Raw genomic sequence first — 22889 nt, 5'->3', positions numbered from 1 at the left:
TTATTCGGTCAGCGGTTCGCCGCCTCACCGCTGGAGTCCGGCTCAACCCGCTCGAACCGCACTCGACTCAACCATCCGGGAAGGTCACTCAGTACGTAGATCTCGCCGCTGGCGTCGGCGTCGATCGCCGTCGGCTGGATGGTCAGGGTGCCGAGCTCTGCGCTGTCGTAGCCGCCGCCGGCCTTGGGGCGCACGGCGTAGGCGACCGTCGAGCAGTAGTCGGAGGCGAGGTAGGTGCCGCGCGCCTCCGGGGTCTGCGAGCCGCGGTACACCACGCCGCCGGTCACCGAGCAGCCATTGTTGAGGTGGTTGTACTCGAAGACCGGGTCGGTGTAGCGCGCGCCGTCCCGGCACTGCAGCTCGTCGAACACCGAGGTGCCCTCCCGGCACGACCAGCCGAGGTTCGCGCCGCCCTGCCCTGGCCGGATGTGGTTGATCTCCTCGAGCTGGCCCTGGCCGACGTCACCGATCCACAGTGAGTTGTCCGCCTGGTCGATGGTGAACCGCCACGCGTTGCGCAGGCCATAGAGCCAGATCTCCGGCCGGGCGCCGGGCACACCGACGAACGGGTTGCCGCGCGGGACGCAGTAGGGCGTCGGTCCACAGGCGCGGTTGACGTCCAGGCGCACGATCTTGCCGAGCAGGGTGGTCAGGTCCTGACCGGAGTCGAACGGGTCGTTGGCGTAGCCGCCGTCGCCAAGGGACCAGTAGAGGAGGCCGTCGCGGCCGAACGCGACCTGCCCGCCGTTGTGGTTGCCGTACTCGGAGTGCTCCTGGGTGAGCAGGACCTGTTCCCGTTCCGGCGCGTCGATCGGCAGCCGGGCCAGGGTCAGCGCGCCGTCGGGCAGGCTGGTGTAGGCGATGTAGAGCATCCCGGTGCGCGCGAAGTTCGGCGCGGGCGCGAGACCGAGCAGGCCGCGCTCGTTGTCCGACGGGTCCACCCGGTCGGTCAGGTCGAGCACCGGCTCGGCCGACAGGCCGGTGTCCGGGTGGTACTCCCGGACGGTGCCCCGCTTCTCGGCGATCAGCAGCCGGCCGTCTGGCAGTCCGGTGAGCGCGATCGGGCGCTGCAGGCCGGAGGCGACCTGTTCGGTGACGACAGTCAGTTCGTCGAGCGGCACCGCGCGGCCGGGTGGCGCGCCGGCGGCGGAGGTGGCCGTCGGCAGCAGGAGAGCGGACAGGGAGAGCACGAGCAGTCCGGTCAGCAGGGTGACCTGGCGACAGCGCCGTCGCGACATGTGGGCTCCTAAAGGTCGCTATTCTGGGAGCGCTCCCAACCGTACACGGATTCGCCTCGAAGTCCATCCCGCCATCTGGCCGCTTTCCGGACGGATTAACGACTACCGGTTGACAACGCGGCCCGGTTCTGGCCACGATCGGTACCGAAACTGGGAGCGCTCCCATATTCTCGGCGCAGCTCGTGGTTGTCAGCTCGTGGTTGTCAGCTCGTGGTTGTCACTGTCGCCACCACGGAAAGGACCCTGCCTTGTCTCGCCCGACCCGTCGTCGCGTGGCCAAGATCGCCTCGGCCGCCACCGCCGCGCTCGTCACCGTGGCCATGCTCTCCCCGCCGGCCGCCGCACAACCACCGGAACTGATCGTCAACGGCACCTTCGACACCGGCACCGACCCGTGGTGGTGGACCACCAACGCGCCCGCCTCCGTGGTGGACGGCCAACTGTGCGCGGAGATCGCGGGCGGCACCGTGAACCCGTGGGACGCCATCGTCGGCCAGAACGACCTGGCGCTGCAGGCCGGGGAGACCTACGAGCTGTCCTTCGACGCCTCGGCCTCGGTGCCGGTCGGCGTGCTGGCCAAGGTGCAGCTGCAGGTGGACCCGTGGACCGAGCGGCTGTCCCAGCCGACCATCCTGGACCCCGAGGCCCAACACTTCGCCTACACGTTCACCGCCGATGTGGACAGCGCGGCCGACCAGGTGGCGTTCCAGGTCGGCGGCGCCGAGCAGGCGTGGACGCTCTGCCTGGACAACATCTCGCTCGTCGGCGGCGCGGAACCGCCGGTGTACGAGCCGGACACCGGGCCAAGGGTGCGGGTCAACCAGGTCGGCTATCTGCCGGACGGGCCGAAGAACGCCACCGTGGTCACCGAGTCGACCTCGGCGCTGCCCTGGTCACTCGCCGACGACACGGGCGCGGTGGTCGCGGACGGGCAGACCACGCCGCGTGGCGTGGATCCAGCGTCCGGGCAGAACACGCACACCGTCGACTTCTCTCGAGTGACCGAGGAAGGCAGCGGCTACACGCTGACCGCCGACGGCGAGACCAGCTACCCCTTCGCCATCGGCGACGTCTACTCGGCGCTGCGCTCGGACTCGTTGCAGTTCTTCTACATCCAGCGCAGCGGCATCCCGATCGACGGCGCGCTGGTTGGCGACGAGTACGCGCGACCGGCCGGACACCTTGGGGTGGCGCCGAACCAGGGAGACACCGATGTGCCGTGCCAGGCCGGGGTGTGTGACCACCGGCTCGACGTGCGCGGCGGCTGGTACGACGCTGGCGACCACGGCAAGTACGTGGTCAACGGCGGGATCGCCACCTACCAGCTGCTGAGCACCTACGAGCGGTCGCTGACCGCGCCGACGGCGACGCCGGGTGCGCTCGACGACGGCACGCTGCGGGTGCCCGAGCAGGGCAACGACGTGCCCGACATCCTCGACGAGGCACGCTGGGAGCTGGAGTTCCTGCTGCGCATGCAGGTGCCGGCCGGCGAGCCGCTCGCCGGGATGGCCCACCACAAGATCCACGACGCGGCGTGGACCGGACTGCCGCTCGCGCCGGAGGACGACCCGCAGCCGCGTGAGCTGCACCCGCCGTCCACCGCCGCCACGCTGAACCTGGCCGCCACCGCCGCGCAGTGCGGCCGGGTGTTCCGCGCCCACGACGCGGCGTTCGCCGCCGAGTGCCTTGCCGCAGCACGGACCGCCTACGCCGCGGCGAAGGCCAACCCGAACCGGCTCGCGGACCCGAACGACGGCATCGGCGGCGGCGCCTACAGCGACAACGACGTGAGCGACGAGTTCTACTGGGCGGCCGCCGAGCTGTACCTGACCACCGGTGAGGCGCGGTTCCTCAACGATGTCAACGCTTCCCCGCACAACACCGGTGAGGTGTTCGGCCCGACCGGGTTCAGCTGGCCATCGACCGCGGCGCTGGGCAAGCTCGATCTGGCGACCGTGCCGAGCAAGCTGTCCCTGCCCAAGCGGGCGAAGCTGCGGCGTTCGGTGGTGTCCGCGGCCGACGAGTACCTGGCGACGATCGCGAACGAGCCGTACGGGCTCGCGATCCCGGGCGCGCCGGAGAGCTACTTCTGGGGCGGCAACGGCAACATCATCAACAACGCGGTGGTGCTGGCGACCGCGTTCGACCTGACCGGCGACCGGCGCTACCGCGACGGGGCGTTGCAGGGCGTGGACTACATCTTCGGGCGCAACGCGCTCAACCACTCCTATGTCACCGACTGGGGCAGCAAGACGCCGCAGAACCAGCACAGCCGGATCTTCGGCCGCCAGCTCGACCCCAACTCGCCCAACCCGCCGTCCGGGTCGATCGCCGGCGGCGCGAACGTCAGCCTGGAGGACCCGTTCGCGGCCGACCTGTTGGCCGGGTGCGCACCGCAGTTCTGTTACGTCGACGACATCCAGTCGTACTCGACGAACGAGGTGGCCATCAACTGGAACTCCGCGCTCGCCTGGATGGCGTCCTTCCTGGACGACCAGGGGTGAGCCGGTGGTGGCCGGGCCGGCGCAGCGTCGCGTCGGCCCGGCCATCGCCTTTGTTCAGTCCAGCACGGCCAATGCGTCGATCTCCACCAGCATGCCGGCCGGGAGTCCTACGTAGACGGTTGTACGGGCGGGGTAGGGCTCTGGCAGGAAGGCCGCGTAGGCCTCGTTCAGCTCGGCGAAGTGCGCGGTGTCGGTGAGGTAGACGCGGATCATCACCACGTCGTCGAAGCTGGCGCCGCCCGCCTCCAGGATGGCCTGGACGTTGGTCAGGCACTGGACGGTCTGCTCGGCGACCGTGTCACCGACGAGCTCGCCGCTGGCCGGGTCGAGCGCCACCTGACCGGCGACCTGGAGGATGTTCCCCTTGCGGATGCCGTGACTCAACGGCATCGAAGGCCGCTTGTCATCGGACAACGCGAGCACACTCTTGGACACGTTCACTCCTGTGTTGAATGGTCGCTTCGTTCGGTCGCTGAGTTGTTGTCTTCCCTCGTCACGTGCTCGGCGCTGACGCGCCTGCGCGCGCTCCTCAGTCCAGACAACAACCGCTCCCTCACTCTCGCTCCTGTGTTTGTTGGTCGGTCGAGTATCCACATTCGACGGACGCTTGCTCGGCCGCGCTGCGCAACGCCGGCACCAGGTCGAGCAGGCCGTCGAGGTCGAGCACCACCGTGGGCACCGACAACGACAGCGCCGCCAGCACCTCCCCGCGCGCTCCCCGCACCGGCGCGGCCACACAGTGGATGAAGTCCTCGTGTTCGGCGTTGTCCACGGCGTAGCCACGAGTGCGCACCGTCGCCAGCTCGGTGAGGAACGCCTCGGCGCCGGTGATCGTGTTCGCGGTGAACGGCTGGTAGTCGCAGTTGTCCGCGACCAGCCTGCGGTCGGCCGTCGGCAGCGCGGCCACCAGCACCTTCGCCACCGCCGTGCAGTGCAGCGGGGCCCGGCGGCCGATCCGCGAGTACATCCGGACATTGTGCCGGGACTCGTACTTGTCGATGTAGATCACCTCATCGTCCTCATAGGACGCCAGGTGCACGGTGTGTCCGGTCTCGGCGTTCAGCCCGCGCGCGGCCGGCTCGACCGCGCGCCGCACGTCCCGCTCGTCGAGCGCCCGGAACGCCAGGTCGAACAGCGAGGTGCCGAGCCGGTAGTGCCGCGCGTCGCCACGCTGCACGAACCGCTGCGCCTCCAGCGTCCGCAACAGCCGCAACACCGTCGACTTGTGCACCCCGAGCCGGTCGGCGAGCTGGTCCAGGTTCTTCGGCCCGCCCCCCAGCTCACCCAACAACACCAACCCCCGCTCAAGACTCTGGCTCACGTCCCGGCCCCCCGCTCAACCGCAGCGAAGGGTCCCTTCGCTGCACTGGACGCGGTGAAGGGACCCTTCACTGCACTGGACCGATGTTGGCCGCCGCCCATTCGGCGGCGGTGGCGGCGAGCAGGCGGGTGACCAGTGGGGTGGGGAGCGGGGGGCACACGTCGTCGCGGGTGCGCAGGACGGCGGCGGCCTGCAGGTGGCCAGCGCGGAGCCGATGTGCTGGCGACTGGGCGCCGGTGAGGGTGGCGGCCAGGAAGCCGGCGGCGAACGCGTCCCCGGCGCCGACCGGCTCCACCACGTCCACCCGCAGCGCCGGCTGGAACACCGGCGGGCGATCGACACCGGTGTCCTGGTCACGTTCGATCAGCGTCGCGCCGTGCTCGGCCTGCTTGACCACCAGCATCGCCGGCGCCGGGAGTAACTCCCGGATCGCGGCCGGCTCGCCGACACCCCAGACGGCCTCGGCCTCGTCCGCGCCGACGAACACGATGTCCGCGGCCGCCGCCAACTCCCGTAACACCGCCGGGTCCCGGTCACGCCACAACGCCGGCCGCCAGTTCAGGTCGAAGGACAGCCGGTGGGTACGCCGTGGGCGCGCGACCAGCTCCCGCATCAGCGCCAGACACGAGTCCGACAGCGCGGGCGTGATCCCGCTCGTGTGCACCAGCCGCGCCCCGTCCACCGGCAGCCGCGCCACCAGCTCCCGGTCCATTCCGGACGCCGCCGAGCCGCGCCGGTAGTAGCGCACCGGACTGCCGTCGGACTCCTTGACATACAGCCCCGTCGGCCGCTCCTGGTCCACCAGCACACCGGACACGTCGACCCCGTGACCGGCCACGAAATCGACCACCGCCCGGCCGAACGCGTCGTCGCCGACCGCGCTCACCCACGCCGCCGCGACCCCGAGGCCGGCCAGGTGACAGGCCACATTGGACTCCGCGCCACCGACGGTCCTGGTCCACGTGCGCACCCGGCTCGGCGGCCCGTCCTCTGCCGGCACGAACAGCGCCATGGACTCCCCAAGACAGAGCACGTCCACGGCACCGGCCTCCTCGGACTCGCGTTGACTGGTCGGGCAACGGGATGCTACACACCAGTGCGGCACATAGCGCAACACCCGTTGCACCTGACGCAATAGGAGCCGAATGGCCGGGCACATCGACCGGGAGGCCGTCGCCGCGATCCAGCGGGAGCGGGTCGACTGGCGGTTCAAGGGAATGCCGGACCTGCCGCCCGGCACCACCATCGGCGAGCTGATCGCCGACCGGCGCGAGCTGTTCACCGGCGGTTTCGTGCTGCCACTGCTGACCATCGACGCCACCGCGCTCGAGCACAACCTGGCCACGTTCGCCGGCTGGTGCGCCCGCCACGGTCTCGCGCACGCGCCGCACGGCAAGACCACGATGGCCCCACAACTGTTCGCCCGGCAGTTCGATCACGGCGCGTGGGGCCAGACCTGCGCGAACCTGAGCCAGCTTCGGGTGTACCGGGCGTTCGGGGTCGACCAGGTGATCCTGGCCAACCAACTGGTCGACCCGCACGGACTCGGCTGGCTCGCCCGCGAGCTGGCCGCCGACGAGTCGTTCCAGTTCCGCTCCTGGGTGGACTCCGTGCGCGGGGTCGAACTGATGGCCGAGGCGCTGGCCGACACCGAGCGGCCGGTGGACGTGCTGGTGGAGTTGGGCGTGCCCGGCGGCCGGACCGGCGTGCGCGACCTGGCCGATGGTCTCGCGGTGGCCCGGGCGGTGGCCGACACGCCCGTGCTGCGACTGGTCGGCGTCGGCGGCTACGAGGGACCGGTCACCCACGACACCACCCCCGATGCGCTCGGCCGGGTGCGCGCCTATCTCGACCGGCTGCGCGCGCTGACCATCGAGCTGGCCGGGCGCGGCCACTTCGACGATCTCGACCAGGTGATCGTGACCGCGGGCGGCAGCGGCTACTTCGACCAGGTGGCCGAGGCGTTCGCCCAACCGTGGCCGGCCGGGCTGCCGGTGCTGCCCGTGGTGCGCAGCGGCGCCTACGTCTCCCACGACGCCGGCATGTACCGCCGGCAGTCGCCGCTGGGCGAGTTCCCCCGGATCGACGACGCGCCGCCGCTGCGGCCGGCGGCGCGGATCTGGGCGGAGGTCACCTCGGTCCCCGAGCCGGGCCTCGCGCTGCTCACCGCCGGCAAGCGGGACCTGCCCTTCGACGCCGATCTCCCGTTCCCCGAGGTGGTCCGGCACACCGACGGGGCGACCGAGGCGCTGTCGGCGACCGTGGTCAAGGTCAACGACCAGCACGCCTACGTCCACCACGCGTCGCTGGCGGTCGGCGACCGGGTGGGGCTCGGGGTGTCCCACCCGTGCACCACGTTCGACAAGTGGTCGCTGGTCCCGGTGGTCGACGACGGTGTGGTCGTCGACCTGATCCGCACCTACTTCTGAGCTGTGCCAAGGATCTGCACCAAGGAGAACGATGGACCTGCTGGCCGAACTGACCGCCCGCCGCGCGTTGTGCATCATCCGCGCGCCCGCGATCCCCGACCCGGTCGGGCTCGCCGGGACCCTCGTCGAGGCCGGTCTGCCGATCGTCGAGTTCGCCCTCACCACTCCGGACGCGCCGGGGCTCATCGAGCGGGCGTCCACAGTAGACGGTGTGCTGATCGGCGCCGGCACCGTGCTGTCCGCACAGGACGCCAGGGACGCCATCGCCGCCGGCGCCACGTTCCTGCTGACGCCGGGCCTGCGCCAGGAGGTCGCCGAGGAGGCGGCCAGGCACGGGGTGCCGGTGGTCCTCGGCGCGCTGACGCCGACCGAGGTCGCCACGGCCGTCGACCTCGGCGCGACCGCGGTGAAGGTGTTCCCCGCCGCGCGACTCGGCCCCACCTACTTCAGCGACCTGCACGGCCCGTACCCGGACATTCCCCTGGTCGCCACCGGCGGGGTGACCACCGACAACGCGGCGAGCTACCTGGCCGCCGGGGCGCTCGCGGTCACCGCGGGCAGCGGCGTGGTCGGTCCGGTGCTGGCCGCCGAGTCCCGGCTGGCCGAGATCGCCGAGCGGGCCAGCGCCTTCGTCGCGGCGGTGGCCTCGGCGAGCTGAGAACATTGGTTTAGACCTTGTGCGAACCCGTTGTGACCCCTAGCATCCGAAGAGTCAGCTGCTGCGGCGACCCGGGGGTCCGATGAGGTTGCGCCAGGCCATCGTCACCGCCGCCACAGCGTTCGCGCTGTTCGCCGCCGCGTGCGCACCACCCCAGGCGGACAGTCCCGGCGCCCAGGACGGCGGCGAGACCACCGGTGAGCTGACCGTCTGGCTGTTCCAGGAGGCCAGCAACGATCCCAAGGCCGCGGTGGTCGACGAGGCCGTCGCGGAGTTCGAGGCCGCGCATGACGGCGTCACGGTCAACATCGAGTACCTGCCGGTCGACGGCCGCGCGACCCGGTTCAACGGCGCGTTCAACGACCCGGCCAGCGCGCCGGACGTGGCCGAGTTCGGCAACACCGACCTCGCCGGCTACGCCGCGTCCAACGGCTTCGCCGACCTCACCGCCGACCTCGAGTCCTGGGCGGAAAGCGCCGACCTGGTGCCCGATGTGCTCGACACCGCGCGGATCGCCGGGAAGGTCTACGGCGTCCCGTGGTTCACCGGCACCAGGGCGCTCTACTACCGCACCGACGTGTTCACCGAGCTTGGCCTCGAACCGCCGGCCACGCTCGCCGAGCTGACCGAGACCGCCCGCGCGGTCCGCGCGGCGAAGCCGGACCTGTACGGGATCGCCGTCGACGGCAAGTACCTGTTCGCGTTGCTGCCCTTCATCTGGGCCAACGGCGGCGACCTCGCCGAGCAGGACGGCGAGACCTGGTCGGCCACCGTCGACAGCGAGCAGGCACGCACGGGGTTCGAGCAGTACACCGAGCTGATCGCCGACGACATCTGCCCACCGGCGCAGTGCGCGCAGCTGACCGGCAGCCAGTCGGTGGCCGCGTTCGCCGGCGGCAAGGCGGCGATGACCATCGGCGGCGACTTCAACCGCGCGGCGGTGGACGCCGGCGCGGCGTCGGGCAAGTACGCGGTGATTCCCCTGCCCGGCACGGAGTCCGGCGAGATCGCGCCCGCGTTCGCCGGCGGCAACCTGCTCGGCGTGCTGCGCTCAAGCGAACGCAGGACGCTGGGCTGGGAGTTCGTGACACTGTTGGGCGGCAAGGACTACCAGCAGAAGATGTACACCGCGATGGGCACCATGCCCACCTTCGCCGACGTGCAGGACCGCATCGCCGCCGAGGACGAGTTCCTCGTGCCGTTCATCGAGACCGTCCAGTCGGGCACCCGGTTCGTCCCGGCGACCCCGGCGTGGACCCAGATCGACGCGCAGACGGTGCTGCCCACCGCGGTGCAACAGGTCGTCACCGGCGAGCTGGACGTGACCGCGGCGACCTCGGCCGCCGCGGCCGAGATGGACGCGGCGTTCGCCGGTTGACGACACGCTGATGGCGCACCAGATCACCCCTGTCGCGCCGGACGTCCGCACCCGTGCGGCGCGACAGGGGCTCCACCGGGGCGAGCGCCGGGCGGCGGTGCTGTACCTGATCCCGGCCGCGGTGGTCCTGCTCGGACTGCTGGCCTACCCGCTCTACCAGCTCGTCGTGATCTCGCTCTACGACTACGGGCAGCCGCAGGCCTCCGGGGCCGCGCCGCTGGTGTTCCTCGGCGCCGAGAACTACCTGACGCTGCTTGGCGATCCGCGGTTCTGGGACGTGCTCGCGGCGACCGTGGTGTTCGCCGCGGTGTGTGTCGGCGGGAGCCTGCTGGTCGGCACCGCGCTCGCGGTGCTGGCGAGCCGGGCGAGTCCGTGGGCGCGCAGGCTGCTGTTCCTGGCCGCGCTCGGCGCGTGGGCGACACCGGCGATGGCCGGCTCGTACGTGTGGCTGTTCCTGTTCGACCAGGACTTCGGGTTGGTCAACGAGGTGTTGTCCAGCCTCGGCTTCGGCGCCCAGGGGCATTCCTGGACCTTCGAGCGGTTCTCCGCGTTCGGGTTGGTCGCCGGGGAGATCATCTGGTGCTCGTTCCCGTTCGTCATGGTGACGATGTACGCCGGCATCAGCGCTATCCCGAGGGAGGTCGTCGAGGCCGCGGCGCTGGACGGCGCTTCGGCCACCCGCACGGCGACCTCGGTGCTGCTGCCGATCCTGCGGCCGCTGCTGGCGATCGCCACCGTGCAGTCGACGATCTGGGACTTCAAGGTGTTCACCCAGATCTACGTGATGACCAACGGCGGTGGGGTGGCCGGACAGAACATGGTGCTGAACGTGTACGCCTACCAGCAGGCGTTCGCCGGGGAGCAGTACGGGCTCGGCGCGGCGATCGGCGTGGTGATGACCGTGCTGCTGTTGCTGATCACCGTGCTGTACCTGAGGGTGCGCGGATGAGGCGCCGGGCGGCCGACATCGCGTGCGTGCTGATCGCGCTGGTGGTGGCGTTCCCGCTGTACTGGATGGTGCTCTCCGCCATCAAGCCGCCCGGCGAGATCCAGGCCGCCGACCCCCGGCCGTGGACCCTGGCGCCCTCGATGGACAGTTTCCGCCGGGTGCTCGACGTGCAGGACTTCGGGCTGTACTTCGTGAACAGCCTGGTGGTCGCGCTGCTCGTGGTGGCGTTGTCGTTGGTGACCGCGTTCCTCGCCGCGGTGGCGCTGACCAGGTTCCGCTTCCGCGGCCGGGCGGTGCTGCTGGTGATGTTGCTGGTGGCGCAGATGGTTCCGGTGGAGGCGCTGACGATCCCGTTGTTCTTCCTGATGCGCTCGTTCGGCGACGTGGTGCCGGCGGTCGGGCTCAACCAGCTCGGCTCGCTCGTGCTGGTGCACCTGGCGTTCAGCCTGCCGTTCGCGATCTGGATGCTGCGCGGGTTCGTAGCCGCGGTGCCGGTCGAGCTCGAGGAGGCGGCGGCGCTGGACGGCGCGTCCCGGTTCCGGTTCACCTGGCAGGTGTTGTTCCCGTTGGTGGCGCCGGGTCTGGTCGCGGCCAGCGTGCTGTCGTTCATCCACGCCTGGAACGACTTCCTGTTCGCCAAGACGTTCCTCATCTCCGGCACCGACAACCGCACGCTCCCGTTGGGACTGCTGGTGTTCTTCAAGCCGGAGGAACAGGACTGGGGCGCGATCATGGCCGGGGCGACGCTGATGACCATCCCGGTGCTGGTGTTCTTCGTCGCCGTGCAACGCCATCTGGTCTCCGGCATCGGGGGCGCGATCAAGGGATGAGCCGATGACTCCGTTCGACGTACTGCTCCCCCGGCCCGTGCGGGTCTGGCCGGCCGGCGGGACCTACCGCTTCGACTCCGCCGAGATCCCCACCACCGTGTCCACAGTGCTCACCATCGACCCCAGGGCGGTGCCCGAGCCAGCGGGTTTCCGGATCACGATCACGCCCGCCGCGGTCACCACGGTCGCCGCGGACCAGGCCGGCGCGTACTACGCCGAAGGCGCGCTGCGCCAACTACTCGGCCCGGACGCGGCCAGGGCGGCCAACATCCACACCGGACAGTGGATCCTCCCGTGTGGACAGATCGAGGACCATCCACGGTTCGCGTGGCGGGGATGCCTGCTGGACGTCGCCCGGCACTTCATGCCCAAGGCGGGCGTGTTCCGGTTCATCGACCTGATGGCCGCCCACCGGCTCAACGTGCTGCACCTCCACCTGACCGACGACCAGGGCTGGCGCATCGAGATCCCCGACTACCCGCGACTGACCGAGGTCGGCGCCTGGCGGCACGGCTCGTGGACCGGCCGCCCACCCGACGGCACAACCGAACACGACGGCCGCCCGCACGGCGGCTTCTACTCCACTGAGGACCTCAAGGAGATCGCCGCCTACGCCGCACGGCGGCACATCACCGTGGTGCCGGAGGTGGACGTGCCCGGCCACAGCCAGGCCGCGATCGCCGCCTACCCCGCGCTTGGCGTCACCGGGGAGCAGCTGCCGGTGCGCACCGCCTGGGGCATCAGCGAGCACGTGCTGAACGCCGCCGACGAGACAGTCGAGTTCTACCAACGGGTCTTCAGCCACGTGGCGTCGGTGTTCCCGTCCCCCGTACTCTGCGTCGGCGGCGACGAGGTGCCCCCGACTCAGTGGATAGCCAGCCCCACGGCCCGGCAACGGGCGGCCGATCTCGGCCTGCCGTCGCCGGCGCACCTGCACGGCTGGTTCGTCGCGCGGATCGCCGCACACCTGGCCACGCTGGGCCGGCGCGCGCTCGGCTGGGACGAGCTGCTCGACAGCGGCGAGGTACCGCCGGGAACGATCATCGCCAGCTGGCGGGGCGAAGCGGCCGGCATCGCCGCCGCGACCGCCGGCCACGACGTGGTGATGTGCCCCGAGCAGCACGTCTACCTCGACCACCGCCAGTCCGACCATCCCGACGAGCCGATCCCGGTCGGCTACCGGCACACCCTGGCCGACGTGTACGGCTACGAGCCGATCCCCGCCGGACTGCCCGGCGACGCGCGGGACCGGGTGCTCGGTGCGCAGGCCCAGGTGTGGACCGAGCACCTGGACAGCGCCCGGCGGGTGGACTACGCGGCCTTCCCCCGGCTGGCGGCGTTCGCGGAAGTCGTGTGGTCACCCGAGAAAGACCGTTCCCTGACCGAGTTCGAGCACCGGCTGGCGCACCACCACCTACCCCGCCTGGACGCCATGGGCGTCGAGTACCGCCCGCTGTCCGGCCCGCACCCCTGGCAGACCCGCCCCGGCGTCCCCGGCCGGATCAGACACCTCTCCCCACCTGGCTGACCGGCCGCGGTGCCCGGTAGCCGCACCTGGCGTAGTGCACCAGCCAGCCACGCGAGGTCATCACGATCGTCTTGCGCCGCTTGTCGCTCTCGTCGTGCAGGGTCGTGGTGACCAGGTTCTCCGCTTCGAGGGCCTTGATGTGCGAGCGCATCACGTTCTGCGCGTTGAAGCCGAAGGACCGGTAGTCGCTCGGCGAGCACGAGCCGCCCCGGTCGGACAGCTGGTCGAAGACCTGCCAGGCGCGCTTGCCGAGCTGGGTGTCGGCGTTGTGCTGATCGGCACAGGTGGCCAGCCAGATCTGGAACAACGCGTCGAAGGTGGCCGTGGTGCCGGCGGTCTCCCCCTCGCCGTAGAGCCAGAACGCGAAGTCCTCGGCGAAGCGGAACGCCTCCCGCAGGTTGCGGTTGAGGATGTCGTAGAGCAGCCGGAACGAGTACGGGCCGACCGGCGCGACGGCGTCCTCGTTGATCCGGAACCGCGCGATCCGCCGCTCGATCGCCGCCTCCACGAAGCGATCGGAGATCGGCCGGACCTCCATGGGCTCGGCGATCCGCCCGGACAGCCGGGGGGAGGCCGCGCTGGTGCGCATGATGCCGCGGGCGCCGCACAGGATCCAGCGCAGGCCCCGCCGGTTGAACAGCGGGTCGCGGATGGCCTCCAGCAGCGTCCGCGCGCCGAGCGTGGTCTCCAGCAGTTCGAGGTTGTCGATCACGCAGATGAACCCGCCGGACTGCGAGCTGGGAAACAGCTGCCGCAGCCAGCGGTTGACCATGTCCAGCAGGCCGGCGTCGGTGAACCCGGGCGAGGTGTTCGCCGACTGGCTGCGGCTGAGACTGCCGCCCTGGCCGAGCAGCGACAGCGAGGCACCCCAACCCCTGACCACCGGCGAGTTGAGCCAGGAGCGGACGTCGCCGATGTTGGGCACCCGCAGGCCGCGTTCCTTGAGGAAATCGTGCTCGGCGACGATCGTGGACGCGATCCGCAGATAGACCCGTTTGACGAACAGGTCCGGGGTGTCACCGGGCAGCAGTTGGAAAGCGTCGTCGATCGCCGGCAGGAAGACCGTCGCCGCGCGGCCGCCGACGTCGTTGCGCAGGCGGTAACAGACGACCGAGATCAGGCTGGTCTTGCCGACGCCGTTGTCGCCCTCCAGCGTGGGATGCGCGCCGGAGTCCTGAATACGGGCCTCCAGATACCTGATCTCCGCGTCCCGGCCGACGAGCAGCTCGTCGCCCTCCTCGCTTGCCGGGATCGGTTCGGTCGCATAGGGATTCTCCGCGAACCCGAAATCGGCCCACACCACGCACACCCCCACCATCAGCCCTCGGCCTCCGACGGTAGCGCCAGCACTCACCCTCCGCGATCCCACCTGACCAGAAAGCCACCACAATCACCCGGATGCCAATCCCGGAAAAGAATTCACCCGTGCACGCCGAACGGGCGTCGACCGCGTGCGGCCAACGCCCGTTCGGCGAACTCACCTGTGCTTGGCTTACTCGATGATCTCGCCCTTTTCCGCCTTCGCCACCAGGGAGGCCGGCGGCCGGAACTGGTCGCCGTAGCGGTCGGCCAGTTCGTTGGCGCGGGCGACGAAGCCGGCGATGCCGCCCTCGTAGTTGTTGATGTACTGGATCACGCCGCCGGTCCACGGTGGGAACCCGATGCCCATGATGGACCCGATGTTCGCGTCCGGCACCGACCGCAGCACGCCCTCATCGAAGCACTTCACCGTCTCCAGCGCCTCGGCGAAGAGCATCCGCTCCTGCATGTCCACGAACGGGAGCTCGTGCCCGGGATCGGTGAAGTGCTCCACCAGTCCCGGCCACAGCCGGGTCCGCTTGCCAGCGTCGTCGTAGTCGTAGAACCCGGCGCCCGATGACCGGCCCTTGCGGCCGAACTCCTCGACCATCCGGTCCACGAACGGCTCCGACGGGTGCACCACCCACGTGCCACCGGCCGCCTCGACGCCCGCCTTGGTCTCCTTGCGGATCTTCTGCGGCAGGGTCAGCGTCAGCTCGTCCATCAGCTGCAGCGGCGGCGCCGGGTACCCGGCCTGCGAACCCGCCTGCTCCACCGACGCCGGGTGCGCGCCCTCGGCGACCATCGCGATGGCCTCGTTGAGGAACGTGCCGATCACCCGGCTGGTGAAGAACCCTCGGGAGTCGTTGACCACGATCGGCGTCTTCTTGATCTGCTGCGCCACGTCGAACGCCTTGGCCAGCGTGGCGTCGCTGGTCCGGTCGCCGACGATGATCTCCAGCAGCGGCATCTTGTCCACCGGCGAGAAGAAGTGCAGGCCGATGAAGTCCTCCTGCCGCTTCACCCCCTCGGCGAGGCCGGTGATCGGCAGCGTCGAGGTGTTCGAGGCGAGCAGCGCGTCCGGCTCGACGATGTGCTCGATCTCGGCGAACACCTTGTGCTTGAGCTCCTGGCTCTCGAACACCGCCTCGATCACCAGATCACAGCCGGCCAGGTCCTCCGGCCGGTCGGTGGCCAGGATGCGGCCCAGGATCTCGTCGGCCTTCTCCTGGGTGGTCCTGCCCCGGGAGACCGCCTTCTCGCACAGCTTGACCGAGTAGTCCCGGCCCTTGGTCGCCGCCTCGGCGGTGACGTCCTTGAGCACGACCTCCATGCCGCCCCTGGCACACACGTAGGCGATGCCGGCGCCCATCATGCCGGCGCCGAGCACGCCGATCTTGCGCGCGGTGTACTTCTCGAAGCCGTCCGGCCGGGAGCCGCCGGAGTTGATGTGCTGCAGGTCGAAGAAGAACGCCTTGATCATGTTCTTCGAGACCGGCCCGGTGACCAGCTCGACCAGGTAGCGCGACTCGATCACCTGCGCGGTCTCGAAGTCGACCTGCGCGCCCTCGATCGCCGCGGCCAGGATCGCCTTGGGCGCTGGCATGTTCGCGCCCTTGAGCTGCTTGCGCAGGTTGGCCGGGAACGCCGGCAGGTTGGCCGCGAACGCCGGGCTGGACGGCGTGCCGCCGGGGATCTTGAATCCCTTGACGTCCCACGGCTGTACCGCGTCCGGGTTGGCCCTGATCCACTCCTTGGCCTTCGGCAGCAAGTCGTCCACAGTGGACACGAGCTCGTCGATCAGGCCGACCTCCAGCGCCTTGGCCGGCTTGTGCCGCTGCCCCTGCAAAAGCACGTTCAGCAACGCGTTCTGGATGCCGAGCAGCCGCACGGTGCGGGTGACCCCGCCGCCGCCTGGCAGCAGCCCGAGGGAGACCTCCGGGGTGCCGATCTGCGAGCCCTTGACGTCCGCGGCGATCCGGCGGTGACAGGCCAGGGCGATCTCGCAGCCGCCACCGAGCGCGGCGCCGTTGATCGCGGCCACGACCGGCCGGCCGATGGTCTCCAGCCGACGCAGCTGTGACTTCATTCTGGTGACGGCGTCGAACGCCATCTGGACGTCGTCCGGGCCCGCCTTGGCCATCACGTTGAGGTCGCCGCCGGCGAAGAACGTCTTCTTGGCCGAGGTGACGACCACGCCGGTGACCTCGTCCTTCTCCGCCACGAGCCGGTCGAGGACCGTGTCCATGGACGCGAGGTAGGCGGTGTTCATCGTGTTCGCCGAGTGGTCGGGATCGTCCATGGTCAGCACGACGATGCCGTCCGCGTCCTTCTCCCAGCGGATCGTGTTGCTCTCAGTCATTGAGTGTCTTTCCTTTGTCGCTCAGGAGATCCGTACTCAGACGCGCTCGATCAGGGTCGCGACACCCATGCCGCCACCGATGCACAGGGTGACCAGCGCCCTGCGGGCCTGACGGCGCTCGAGCTCGTCGACCATGGTGCCCAGGATCATCGCGCCGGTCGCGCCGAGCGGGTGGCCCATGGCGATGGCGCCGCCGTTGACGTTGAGCTTCTCACTCGGGATGCCGAGCTTGCGCTGGTAGTTGAGCACCACCGACGCGAACGCCTCGTTCAGCTCGAACAGGTCGATGTCATCGACGGTCAGGCCGGTCTGCGCGAGCAGCTTCTCGGTGGCCGGGATCGGGCCGGTGAGCATGATCGTCGCGTCGGCGCCGGAGGTCGCGGTGGCCGCGATCCGCGCCCGGGGGGTCAGGCCCATCTCGGTGCCGGCCGCCTCGCTCGCGACCAGCACCAGCGCGGCGCCGTCGACGATGCCCGACGAGTTGCCAGGCGAGTGCACGTGGTCGATCGTCTCGACGTGGTGGTACTTCTGCAGCGCCACCGCGTCGAAGCCGCCCATCTCGCCGATCGCCGCGAACGACGCCGGCAGCTTGCCCAGCGACTCCACAGTGGACTCCGGGCGCAGGTGCTCGTCCCGGTCCAGCACGACCAGGCCGTTCTGGTCGACGACCGGCACGACCGACCGGTCGAAGTAGCCGCCGGCCCACGCCTTGGCGGCGCGCTGCTGGGAGGACACCGCGTAGCCGTCGACGTCCTCGCGGGAGAAGCCCTCGATGGTGGCGATCAGGTCGGCGCCGACACCCTGGGGCACGAAGTAGGTGTCGTAGGCGGTGACCGGGTCCATGGCCCACGCGCCGCCGTCGGTGCCCATCTTGACTCTGGACATCGACTCCACGCCGCCGCCGATGACGACCTCGTCCCAGCCGGCGCGGACCTTCTGCGCGGCGATGTTGACCGCCTCGAGGCCGGAGGCGCAGAAGCGGTTGAGCTGCACGCCCCCCACGGTGTCGGGCAGGCCGGCGGCGATGGCCGCGGTCTTGGCGATGTCGCTGCCCTGGTCGCCGATCGGGGTGACCACGCCGAGCAGCAGGTCCGACACCCGGTCGACGTCCAGGGTGGGGTTGCGCTTGCGCAGCTCGTCGATGAGGCCAACGACCAGCGAGATCGGCTTGGTTCCGTGCAGCGATCCGGTGTTCTTACCCCGCCCTCGCGGGGTCCGGATCGCGTCGTAGACGAATGCTTCGGTAGGCACGCTCAGGGTCCTCTCCTGCCGCTAATCCTCATTCACATCGTGGCACCTCTCACGCCGTTGTCAACGACCGGGCCCACGAGAGTGGCGCAGGCAACAGCAGTCATCGCCGAACGCGAATCGTGATTCACTTGTTGGCCGAGTTGGCTCGTTGTCAACAGCGCTGACCTCGATTACCGTCGCTGGTGACGCTGCACGCCGGGGAGGATCGGAGTTGACGGCGACCGAACGCACGCCGGCCCGCCGGCCGCGCAACCGGAAGGCACAGCTGGCCGAGTCGGCGGCTGACCTGTTCGGCAAACACGGCTACCACCAGGTCGGCGTCAACGACATCGCCGCGGCGGCCGGAGTGACCGGCCCCGCGGTCTACCGACATTTTCGCGGCAAACAGGACATCCTGGCGCACGTGCTGCTGTCCGGTATGGACGTGTTCGGGCTGACCGCCACGGAGGCGCTGACCGCGCCGGGCACGCCGGCCGACCAGGTGTCCGGCCTGCTGCGCGCGGTCGCGGGGCTGGCCGTGGAACGGCGCGAGGTGACCGCGCTGTGGCGCTGGGAGGGCCGCCACCTCGACCGGGCCGACCAGCACAGGATCCGCCGCCGCGGCGGGGAGCTGATGGGCCAGTGGGGCCGCGCGCTGCGCGACGTGCGGCCGGACCTGTCGGCGTCCACGACCGAGCTGCTGTGCTGGGCGGCGTTGAGCGTGTTCGGCAGCGTCTCGGTGCACCACGTCAGCCCGCCCCGGCGCCGGTTCGAGGCGCTGCTGGCCGACCTGGCGCAGGCGGTGCTCGACTGGCCGGGACTCACCGACACCGCGGCGCCCGCGCCCGTCGCGCTCGCGTCCTGGCAGCGGGTCGCCACGCCGCCCTCCCGGCGGGCCGAGCTGCTCGCCGCGGCCACCCGGCTGTTCCGCGACCGCGGGTACCACGCGGTGTCCATGGAGGACATCGGCGCCGCCGCCGGCATCGCCGGCCCGAGCATCTACCGGTACTTCCCCGGCAAGGCGGCGATCCTGGTGGCCGCCGGCTACCGGATGGGCGAGCGGCTGGCGCGCAGCGCGAAGGCCGCCATCGGCGACGCGACCGACCCCCAGGACGCCATCGGCCGGCTCGCTGAGTCCTATGTGGACACCGTGTTGCGGTCGGACAACCTGATGGCGACCTTCGCCGGCGAGCTGGCCAACCTGCCCGACCGGGACCGCAAGGAGCTGGTCCGGGTGCAGCGGGACTACGTGGCGCACTGGATCCGCCTGGTCCGCACGATCACCCCCGAACTGGCCGAACCGGACGCCAGGGTCACCGTGCACGCCGCGCTGACCGTCGTCAACGACCTCGCCCGCACGCCACGCATCGTCACCCGCCCGCGGATCGCCGCCGAGCTCACCTCACTCGCGGTGACCGTGCTGTCCGCAAGGAAGTAGGTGCGCGCAATGTCCACAGTGGTCCGTCCGCCGTATGCCATCGACCGCAACCCGTTGGACCAGTGGCTGTTCGACCGGGAGTGGCCCAACCGCGACCTCGCCGCGCCACCAGCCGGCAGCGGGTTGCTGCCCGTCCCCGGGGACGCCGGACTGCCGGTGGTCGGGCACGGGGTCGAGTTCCTGCGGCTGGGGCTCGACTACGTGATGAAGCGCTACGCCGAGCACGGCCCGGTGTCCTGGGCACGCGCGTTCGGCGTGCGGATGGTGGCCGCGGCCGGGCCGGAGGCCACCCAGGTCGTGCTGACGAACAAGGACAAGGCCTACTCCCAGCAGGGCTGGGAGTACTTCATCGGCCCGTTCTTCAACCGGGGCCTGATGTTGCTGGACTTCGACGAGCACATCCACCACCGCAGGCTGATGCAGCTGGCGTTCACCGCCGAGCGGCTCTCCGGGTACCTCGGCCAGGTCAGCGGGGTCGTTCGGTCCGGTTTGGACGAATGGCGGCCGGGAACGGGCTTTCCCGTGTACCCCTCGCTCAAACAGCTCACCCTGGACGTGGCGACGAAGGTCTTCATGGCCGGCTCGGTCGGCGCCGACAACGACCGGGTGGTCCGGGCGTTCATCGACACCGTCCGCGCGGGTACCGCGCTGGTCCGGCTGCCGGTCGGCCGGTGGGGTGCCGGGCTGCGCGGCCGGCGCGTGCTGGAGGAGTACTTCCGCGCCGCGCTGCCGGCCAAGCGCGCGTCGGACTCCGAGGACCTGTTCGCCGCGCTGTGCCACGCGAAGACCGACGAGGGCGAGACGTTCACCGACGCCGACGTGGTCAACCACATGATCTTCCTGATGATGGCGGCCCACGACACGTCCACCATCGCGACCTCGGCGCTGGTCTACTACCTCGGCAAGCATCCCGAGTGGCAGGACCTGGTCCGCGCCGAGTCGCTCGCGCTGGGGGACGAGCCGGTGACCGTCGAGTCGCTGCACCGGCTGCCGGCGCTGGACCTGGTGCTCAAGGAGTCGATGCGGCTGGTGGCGCCGGTGCCGTGGATGGTGCGCCGGACGGTGAAGGACACCGAGCTGCTCGGCCACCACGTGCCGGCCGGGGTGATCGTCTCCACGCTGTCCTGGCTCAACCACATGCTGCCGGAGTACTGGTCGGATCCCTACCGCTTCGACCCGGAGCGCTTCGGCGAGGACCGGCGGGAGGACCGGTCACACCGGTTCGCGTACATGCCCTTCGGCGGCGGGGTGCACAAGTGCATCGGCATGCACTTCGGCACCTACGAGGTGAAGACCCTGGCCCACGAGCTGGTCCGGCGCTTCGAGTGGTCGGTCCCGGCGGACTACCACGTCCGCTGGGACCCGACCGCTCTGCCGCTGCCCAAGGACGGGCTGCCGATCACCCTCCGGCGGCGCTGACCACCGGGACCAGCTCCGGTGGCAGGGGCGCGGTGTGGATCAGGCCGAGGCGCTGGGTGGCCCTGGTGAGCGCCACGTAGAGGTCGGCCGGACCGGCGGGGTCGGCGGCCAGGATCCGGTGCGGCTCGACGATCAGCACCGCGTCGTACTCGAGTCCCTTGGCCGCGCGGGGGGTGATGACGGGGTGGCCGACGTCCAGGTCGAGGCCTTCGGGCGCGATCACCGCCACGGTGCCCTCGGTTCCCGGGTCGGACGCGAGCTCGGCGCGGATCACCTCGGCCAGCTCGTCCGGGGTGCTGTGCCGCGACCACGGGCGGACGCCGGTGCTGCGCACCGACTTCGGCGGCCGCAGCGACGGGTCCATGATGGACAGCACGCGGCCGGCGACGTCCATGATCTCCGCCGGCATGCGGTAGTTGATGGTCAGCTGGCGGTAGGTCCAGCGGCCGGGGACGTAGGACTCCAGCATCTGCGCCCACGTCTTCGCCCCGGCCGGGGACTCGCGCTGGGCCAGGTCGCCGACGATGGTCATGGACCTGCTCGGGCAGCGGCGCATCACCACCCGCCAGTCCATTTCGGACAGCTCCTGCGCCTCGTCGACCACGACGTGGCCGTAGGTCCACTCCCGGTCGGCGGCGGCCCGCTCGGCCAGCGTCCGGTGGTCGCGCTCCTCCTGGCGCTCGGCCAGCCGCTCGGAGTCGATCAGGTCGACCGCGCGCAGCACCTCGCCGTCGGGGTCCTCCTCGGTGTCCAGGATGTCCAGCACGCCGCGCGCGTAGCGTGCCTCCGCCCGCCGCAGCCGCTCGGCCACGCTGTCGTCCCTGGTCAGCGGGCCGATCAGCTCGATGGCCTCGTCGAGCAGCGGGACGTCGGACACCGTCCAGGCCGACCCGGCCTCGCGGTGCAGCGCGTCCCGGTCGGCCGGCTCGAGGATGCCGTCGCACGCGGTGGCCAGCCGCTCGGTCGAGCCGTACAGCTCCACCAGCAGGCCGTAGGGGGTCAGCCGGGGCCACAGGGTGTTCACCGCGACCGACAGCGCCCGGCTGCGCGACAGCTCCGAGCGGACGTCGGCCCGCAGGTCGCCGGCCAGCTCCGGCACCTCCCGGGTGTCCAGCCAGTCGCCGCCGATGCGGTCGACCGCCTGCTCGGCCAGGTCGATGATCAGCGAGTCGCGGAACACCGGGCGGGCCTGGTTGTGCCGCACGCCGGTCGCGCGCGCCCGCGCGCGAGCCCTGGCCGCGACCGTGGCGTCGATCTCCACGGTGACGTCGTCCAGCTCGATCTCGATCGGCGTCTCTGGCAGCTCCTGCCGGTCGGCGACGGCCGCCCGCAGCACCTCGACCATCTTCAGGCCGCCCTTGACCCGTCTGCCGTCCGTGGGGTCGGCGACGCTGGTCTCCAGCCCGGGGTGCAGTTCCCCCGGGGTGGCGAACACCGCGTCGGTCTCGCCGAGGGAGGGCAGCACCTCGCCGATGTAGCGCAGGAAGCCGGTGTTGGGGCCGATGATCAGCACGCCGCGCCGGGACATCCGCTCGCGGTGGGCGTAGAGCAGGTAGGCCACCCGGTGCAGCGCGACGACGGTCTTGCCGGTGCCGGGGCCGCCGTCGATGACCACCACGCCGGTGTGCCCGAGCCGGATGATCTCGTCCTGCTCGGCCTGGATGGTGGCCACGATGTCGCCCATGGTGTCCGCGCGCGGGGCGTTGAGCGCGGACAGCAGGGCCTCGTCGCCGTCGGCGACACCGTGGTCGAGAACGTCGTCGTGGAAATCGAGCACCCGGCGGTCACGCGTGCGGAAATGCCGACGGCGGGTTACCCCCTCGGTATTAGCGGCGGTGGCCGTGTAAAATGGCCGGGCGACGGGCGCACGCCAATCCGTGAGCAACGGCCGGTAATCGTCTTCCTCGTCGAACAATCCGATTCGACCGATATACAGCTGTTCGCCTGAGCCGCGGTCGAGCCGGCCGAAGCACAGCCCGCTGTCGGCCACCCGCAGCCGACCGAGCCTGGCGGACAACGCGCTGGTCGCGACCTCGCGCTGCCACAGATCCTCGGTGGTCTCACTGGACGTGTTGGCCAGCACGCCGGTCATCTCACCGTGCGCCTCGGCCCGTTCGGCGTCGAGCCTGCGGTACAGAAACGCGATGTGCTGACGTTCGGCGGCGAGCTCGATGTCGTGCCATTTCTTCGTCCCTCGAGCCCCGGACACTGCCTTTGACAAAAGAGCCCCTCATCCGTTATAATCGCCGCATTCGACATTTCCGACGTAGCTGAAATTGTCGGTCCTACGATTATTACCCGGATGT

At 70.6% G+C, this 22889-nt stretch carries 17 protein-coding genes; 9 read left to right on the top strand and 8 right to left on the bottom strand.

Annotated elements, in window-relative coordinates:
* Positions 1–8 precede the first annotated feature (8 nt).
* The gene (locus ACYVIP_RS17410) at positions 9–1238 is read right to left on the bottom strand and encodes a PQQ-dependent sugar dehydrogenase (protein ID WP_460397420.1); all 1230 of its coding nucleotides are present in this window, start codon (positions 1236–1238) and stop codon (positions 9–11) included.
* 248 nt (positions 1239–1486) lie between these two features.
* Here ACYVIP_RS17410 and ACYVIP_RS17405 point away from each other — a divergent pair, with 248 nt between their 5' ends.
* Positions 1487–3742 (top strand): glycoside hydrolase family 9 protein, encoded by a 2256-nt coding sequence (locus tag ACYVIP_RS17405; RefSeq protein ID WP_460397418.1) that lies wholly within the window; start codon positions 1487–1489, stop codon positions 3740–3742.
* Positions 3743–3796: 54 nt separating this feature from the next.
* Here the strand turns inward: ACYVIP_RS17405 and ACYVIP_RS17400 are convergent, their stop codons facing one another.
* The 3 genes from ACYVIP_RS17400 to ACYVIP_RS17390 form a co-directional block, all read right to left on the bottom strand.
* Entirely contained in the window at positions 3797–4177 is a 381-nt protein-coding gene (locus tag ACYVIP_RS17400; RefSeq protein WP_460397416.1) for a RidA family protein, read from the bottom strand.
* Positions 4178–4295: 118 nt separating this feature from the next.
* Complete coding sequence (locus tag ACYVIP_RS17395; RefSeq protein WP_460397414.1) at positions 4296–5063, bottom strand: IclR family transcriptional regulator; 768 nt, start codon at positions 5061–5063, stop codon at positions 4296–4298.
* A gap of 67 nt (positions 5064–5130) precedes the next feature.
* Entirely contained in the window at positions 5131–6075 is a 945-nt protein-coding gene (locus ACYVIP_RS17390) for a sugar kinase (protein WP_460397504.1), read from the bottom strand.
* 133 nt (positions 6076–6208) lie between these two features.
* Here ACYVIP_RS17390 and ACYVIP_RS17385 point away from each other — a divergent pair, with 133 nt between their 5' ends.
* From ACYVIP_RS17385 to ACYVIP_RS17360, 6 genes are all read left to right on the top strand, one after another.
* Positions 6209–7492, top strand: coding sequence for an amino acid deaminase (locus ACYVIP_RS17385; RefSeq protein WP_460397412.1), 1284 nt, complete (start codon positions 6209–6211; stop codon positions 7490–7492).
* Between the two features lie 31 nt (positions 7493–7523).
* Positions 7524–8150: a bifunctional 4-hydroxy-2-oxoglutarate aldolase/2-dehydro-3-deoxy-phosphogluconate aldolase gene (locus ACYVIP_RS17380; protein WP_460397410.1), complete on the top strand. Its 627-nt coding sequence runs from the start codon at positions 7524–7526 to the stop codon at positions 8148–8150.
* A gap of 82 nt (positions 8151–8232) precedes the next feature.
* Complete coding sequence (locus tag ACYVIP_RS17375; RefSeq protein ID WP_460397408.1) at positions 8233–9528, top strand: extracellular solute-binding protein; 1296 nt, start codon at positions 8233–8235, stop codon at positions 9526–9528.
* Between the two features lie 10 nt (positions 9529–9538).
* Positions 9539–10477, top strand: coding sequence for a carbohydrate ABC transporter permease (locus ACYVIP_RS17370; RefSeq protein WP_460397406.1), 939 nt, complete (start codon positions 9539–9541; stop codon positions 10475–10477).
* The gene (locus ACYVIP_RS17365) at positions 10474–11307 is read left to right on the top strand and encodes a carbohydrate ABC transporter permease (RefSeq protein ID WP_460397404.1); all 834 of its coding nucleotides are present in this window, start codon (positions 10474–10476) and stop codon (positions 11305–11307) included. The genes ACYVIP_RS17370 and ACYVIP_RS17365 overlap by 4 nt, the downstream gene beginning before the upstream one ends.
* Before the next feature lie 4 nt (positions 11308–11311).
* Positions 11312–12835: a beta-N-acetylhexosaminidase gene (locus ACYVIP_RS17360; protein WP_460397402.1), complete on the top strand. Its 1524-nt coding sequence runs from the start codon at positions 11312–11314 to the stop codon at positions 12833–12835.
* On the opposite strand, the gene ACYVIP_RS17355 is transcribed toward ACYVIP_RS17360, so the two are convergent.
* The 3 genes from ACYVIP_RS17355 to ACYVIP_RS17345 form a co-directional block, all read right to left on the bottom strand.
* Positions 12810–14135: a hypothetical protein gene (locus ACYVIP_RS17355; protein ID WP_460397400.1), complete on the bottom strand. Its 1326-nt coding sequence runs from the start codon at positions 14133–14135 to the stop codon at positions 12810–12812. The two genes, ACYVIP_RS17360 and ACYVIP_RS17355, sit on opposite strands and share 26 nt — an antisense overlap.
* Before the next feature lie 192 nt (positions 14136–14327).
* Positions 14328–16496: a 3-hydroxyacyl-CoA dehydrogenase NAD-binding domain-containing protein gene (locus tag ACYVIP_RS17350; protein WP_460397398.1), complete on the bottom strand. Its 2169-nt coding sequence runs from the start codon at positions 16494–16496 to the stop codon at positions 14328–14330.
* A gap of 36 nt (positions 16497–16532) precedes the next feature.
* Positions 16533–17747 carry an acetyl-CoA C-acetyltransferase gene (locus ACYVIP_RS17345; protein WP_460397396.1) on the bottom strand — a complete coding sequence of 405 codons (1215 nt, stop codon included), beginning with the start codon at positions 17745–17747 and terminating at the stop codon, positions 16533–16535.
* 211 nt (positions 17748–17958) lie between these two features.
* On the opposite strand from ACYVIP_RS17345, the gene ACYVIP_RS17340 reads away from it, so the two are divergent.
* Entirely contained in the window at positions 17959–19164 is a 1206-nt protein-coding gene (locus tag ACYVIP_RS17340; RefSeq protein ID WP_460397394.1) for a TetR/AcrR family transcriptional regulator, read from the top strand.
* A gap of 9 nt (positions 19165–19173) precedes the next feature.
* Positions 19174–20583 carry a cytochrome P450 gene (locus ACYVIP_RS17335; protein WP_460397392.1) on the top strand — a complete coding sequence of 470 codons (1410 nt, stop codon included), beginning with the start codon at positions 19174–19176 and terminating at the stop codon, positions 20581–20583.
* Here ACYVIP_RS17335 and ACYVIP_RS17330 read toward each other — a convergent pair.
* Positions 20564–22792 (bottom strand): helicase, encoded by a 2229-nt coding sequence (locus ACYVIP_RS17330; protein WP_460397390.1) that lies wholly within the window; start codon positions 22790–22792, stop codon positions 20564–20566. The two genes, ACYVIP_RS17335 and ACYVIP_RS17330, sit on opposite strands and share 20 nt — an antisense overlap.
* Positions 22793–22889: the final 97 nt, after the last annotated feature.

This window comes from Actinophytocola sediminis, from assembly GCF_054779715.1.
Note: the sequence above shows the minus strand (reverse complement) of the source record. Positions and strands in the feature narration are given on the sequence as shown.

Coding starts and splice junctions, on each gene's coding strand:
- ACYVIP_RS17410 (WP_460397420.1), bottom strand. CDS start 1,238: ATGTCGCGACGGCGCTGTCGCCAGGTCACCCTGCTGACCGGACTGCTC.
- ACYVIP_RS17390 (WP_460397504.1), bottom strand. CDS start 6,075: ATGGCGCTGTTCGTGCCGGCAGAGGACGGGCCGCCGAGCCGGGTGCGC.
- ACYVIP_RS17385 (WP_460397412.1), top strand. CDS start 6,209: ATGGCCGGGCACATCGACCGGGAGGCCGTCGCCGCGATCCAGCGGGAG.
- ACYVIP_RS17380 (WP_460397410.1), top strand. CDS start 7,524: ATGGACCTGCTGGCCGAACTGACCGCCCGCCGCGCGTTGTGCATCATC.
- ACYVIP_RS17375 (WP_460397408.1), top strand. CDS start 8,233: ATGAGGTTGCGCCAGGCCATCGTCACCGCCGCCACAGCGTTCGCGCTG.
- ACYVIP_RS17370 (WP_460397406.1), top strand. CDS start 9,539: ATGGCGCACCAGATCACCCCTGTCGCGCCGGACGTCCGCACCCGTGCG.
- ACYVIP_RS17365 (WP_460397404.1), top strand. CDS start 10,474: ATGAGGCGCCGGGCGGCCGACATCGCGTGCGTGCTGATCGCGCTGGTG.
- ACYVIP_RS17360 (WP_460397402.1), top strand. CDS start 11,312: ATGACTCCGTTCGACGTACTGCTCCCCCGGCCCGTGCGGGTCTGGCCG.
- ACYVIP_RS17350 (WP_460397398.1), bottom strand. CDS start 16,496: ATGACTGAGAGCAACACGATCCGCTGGGAGAAGGACGCGGACGGCATC.
- ACYVIP_RS17335 (WP_460397392.1), top strand. CDS start 19,174: ATGTCCACAGTGGTCCGTCCGCCGTATGCCATCGACCGCAACCCGTTG.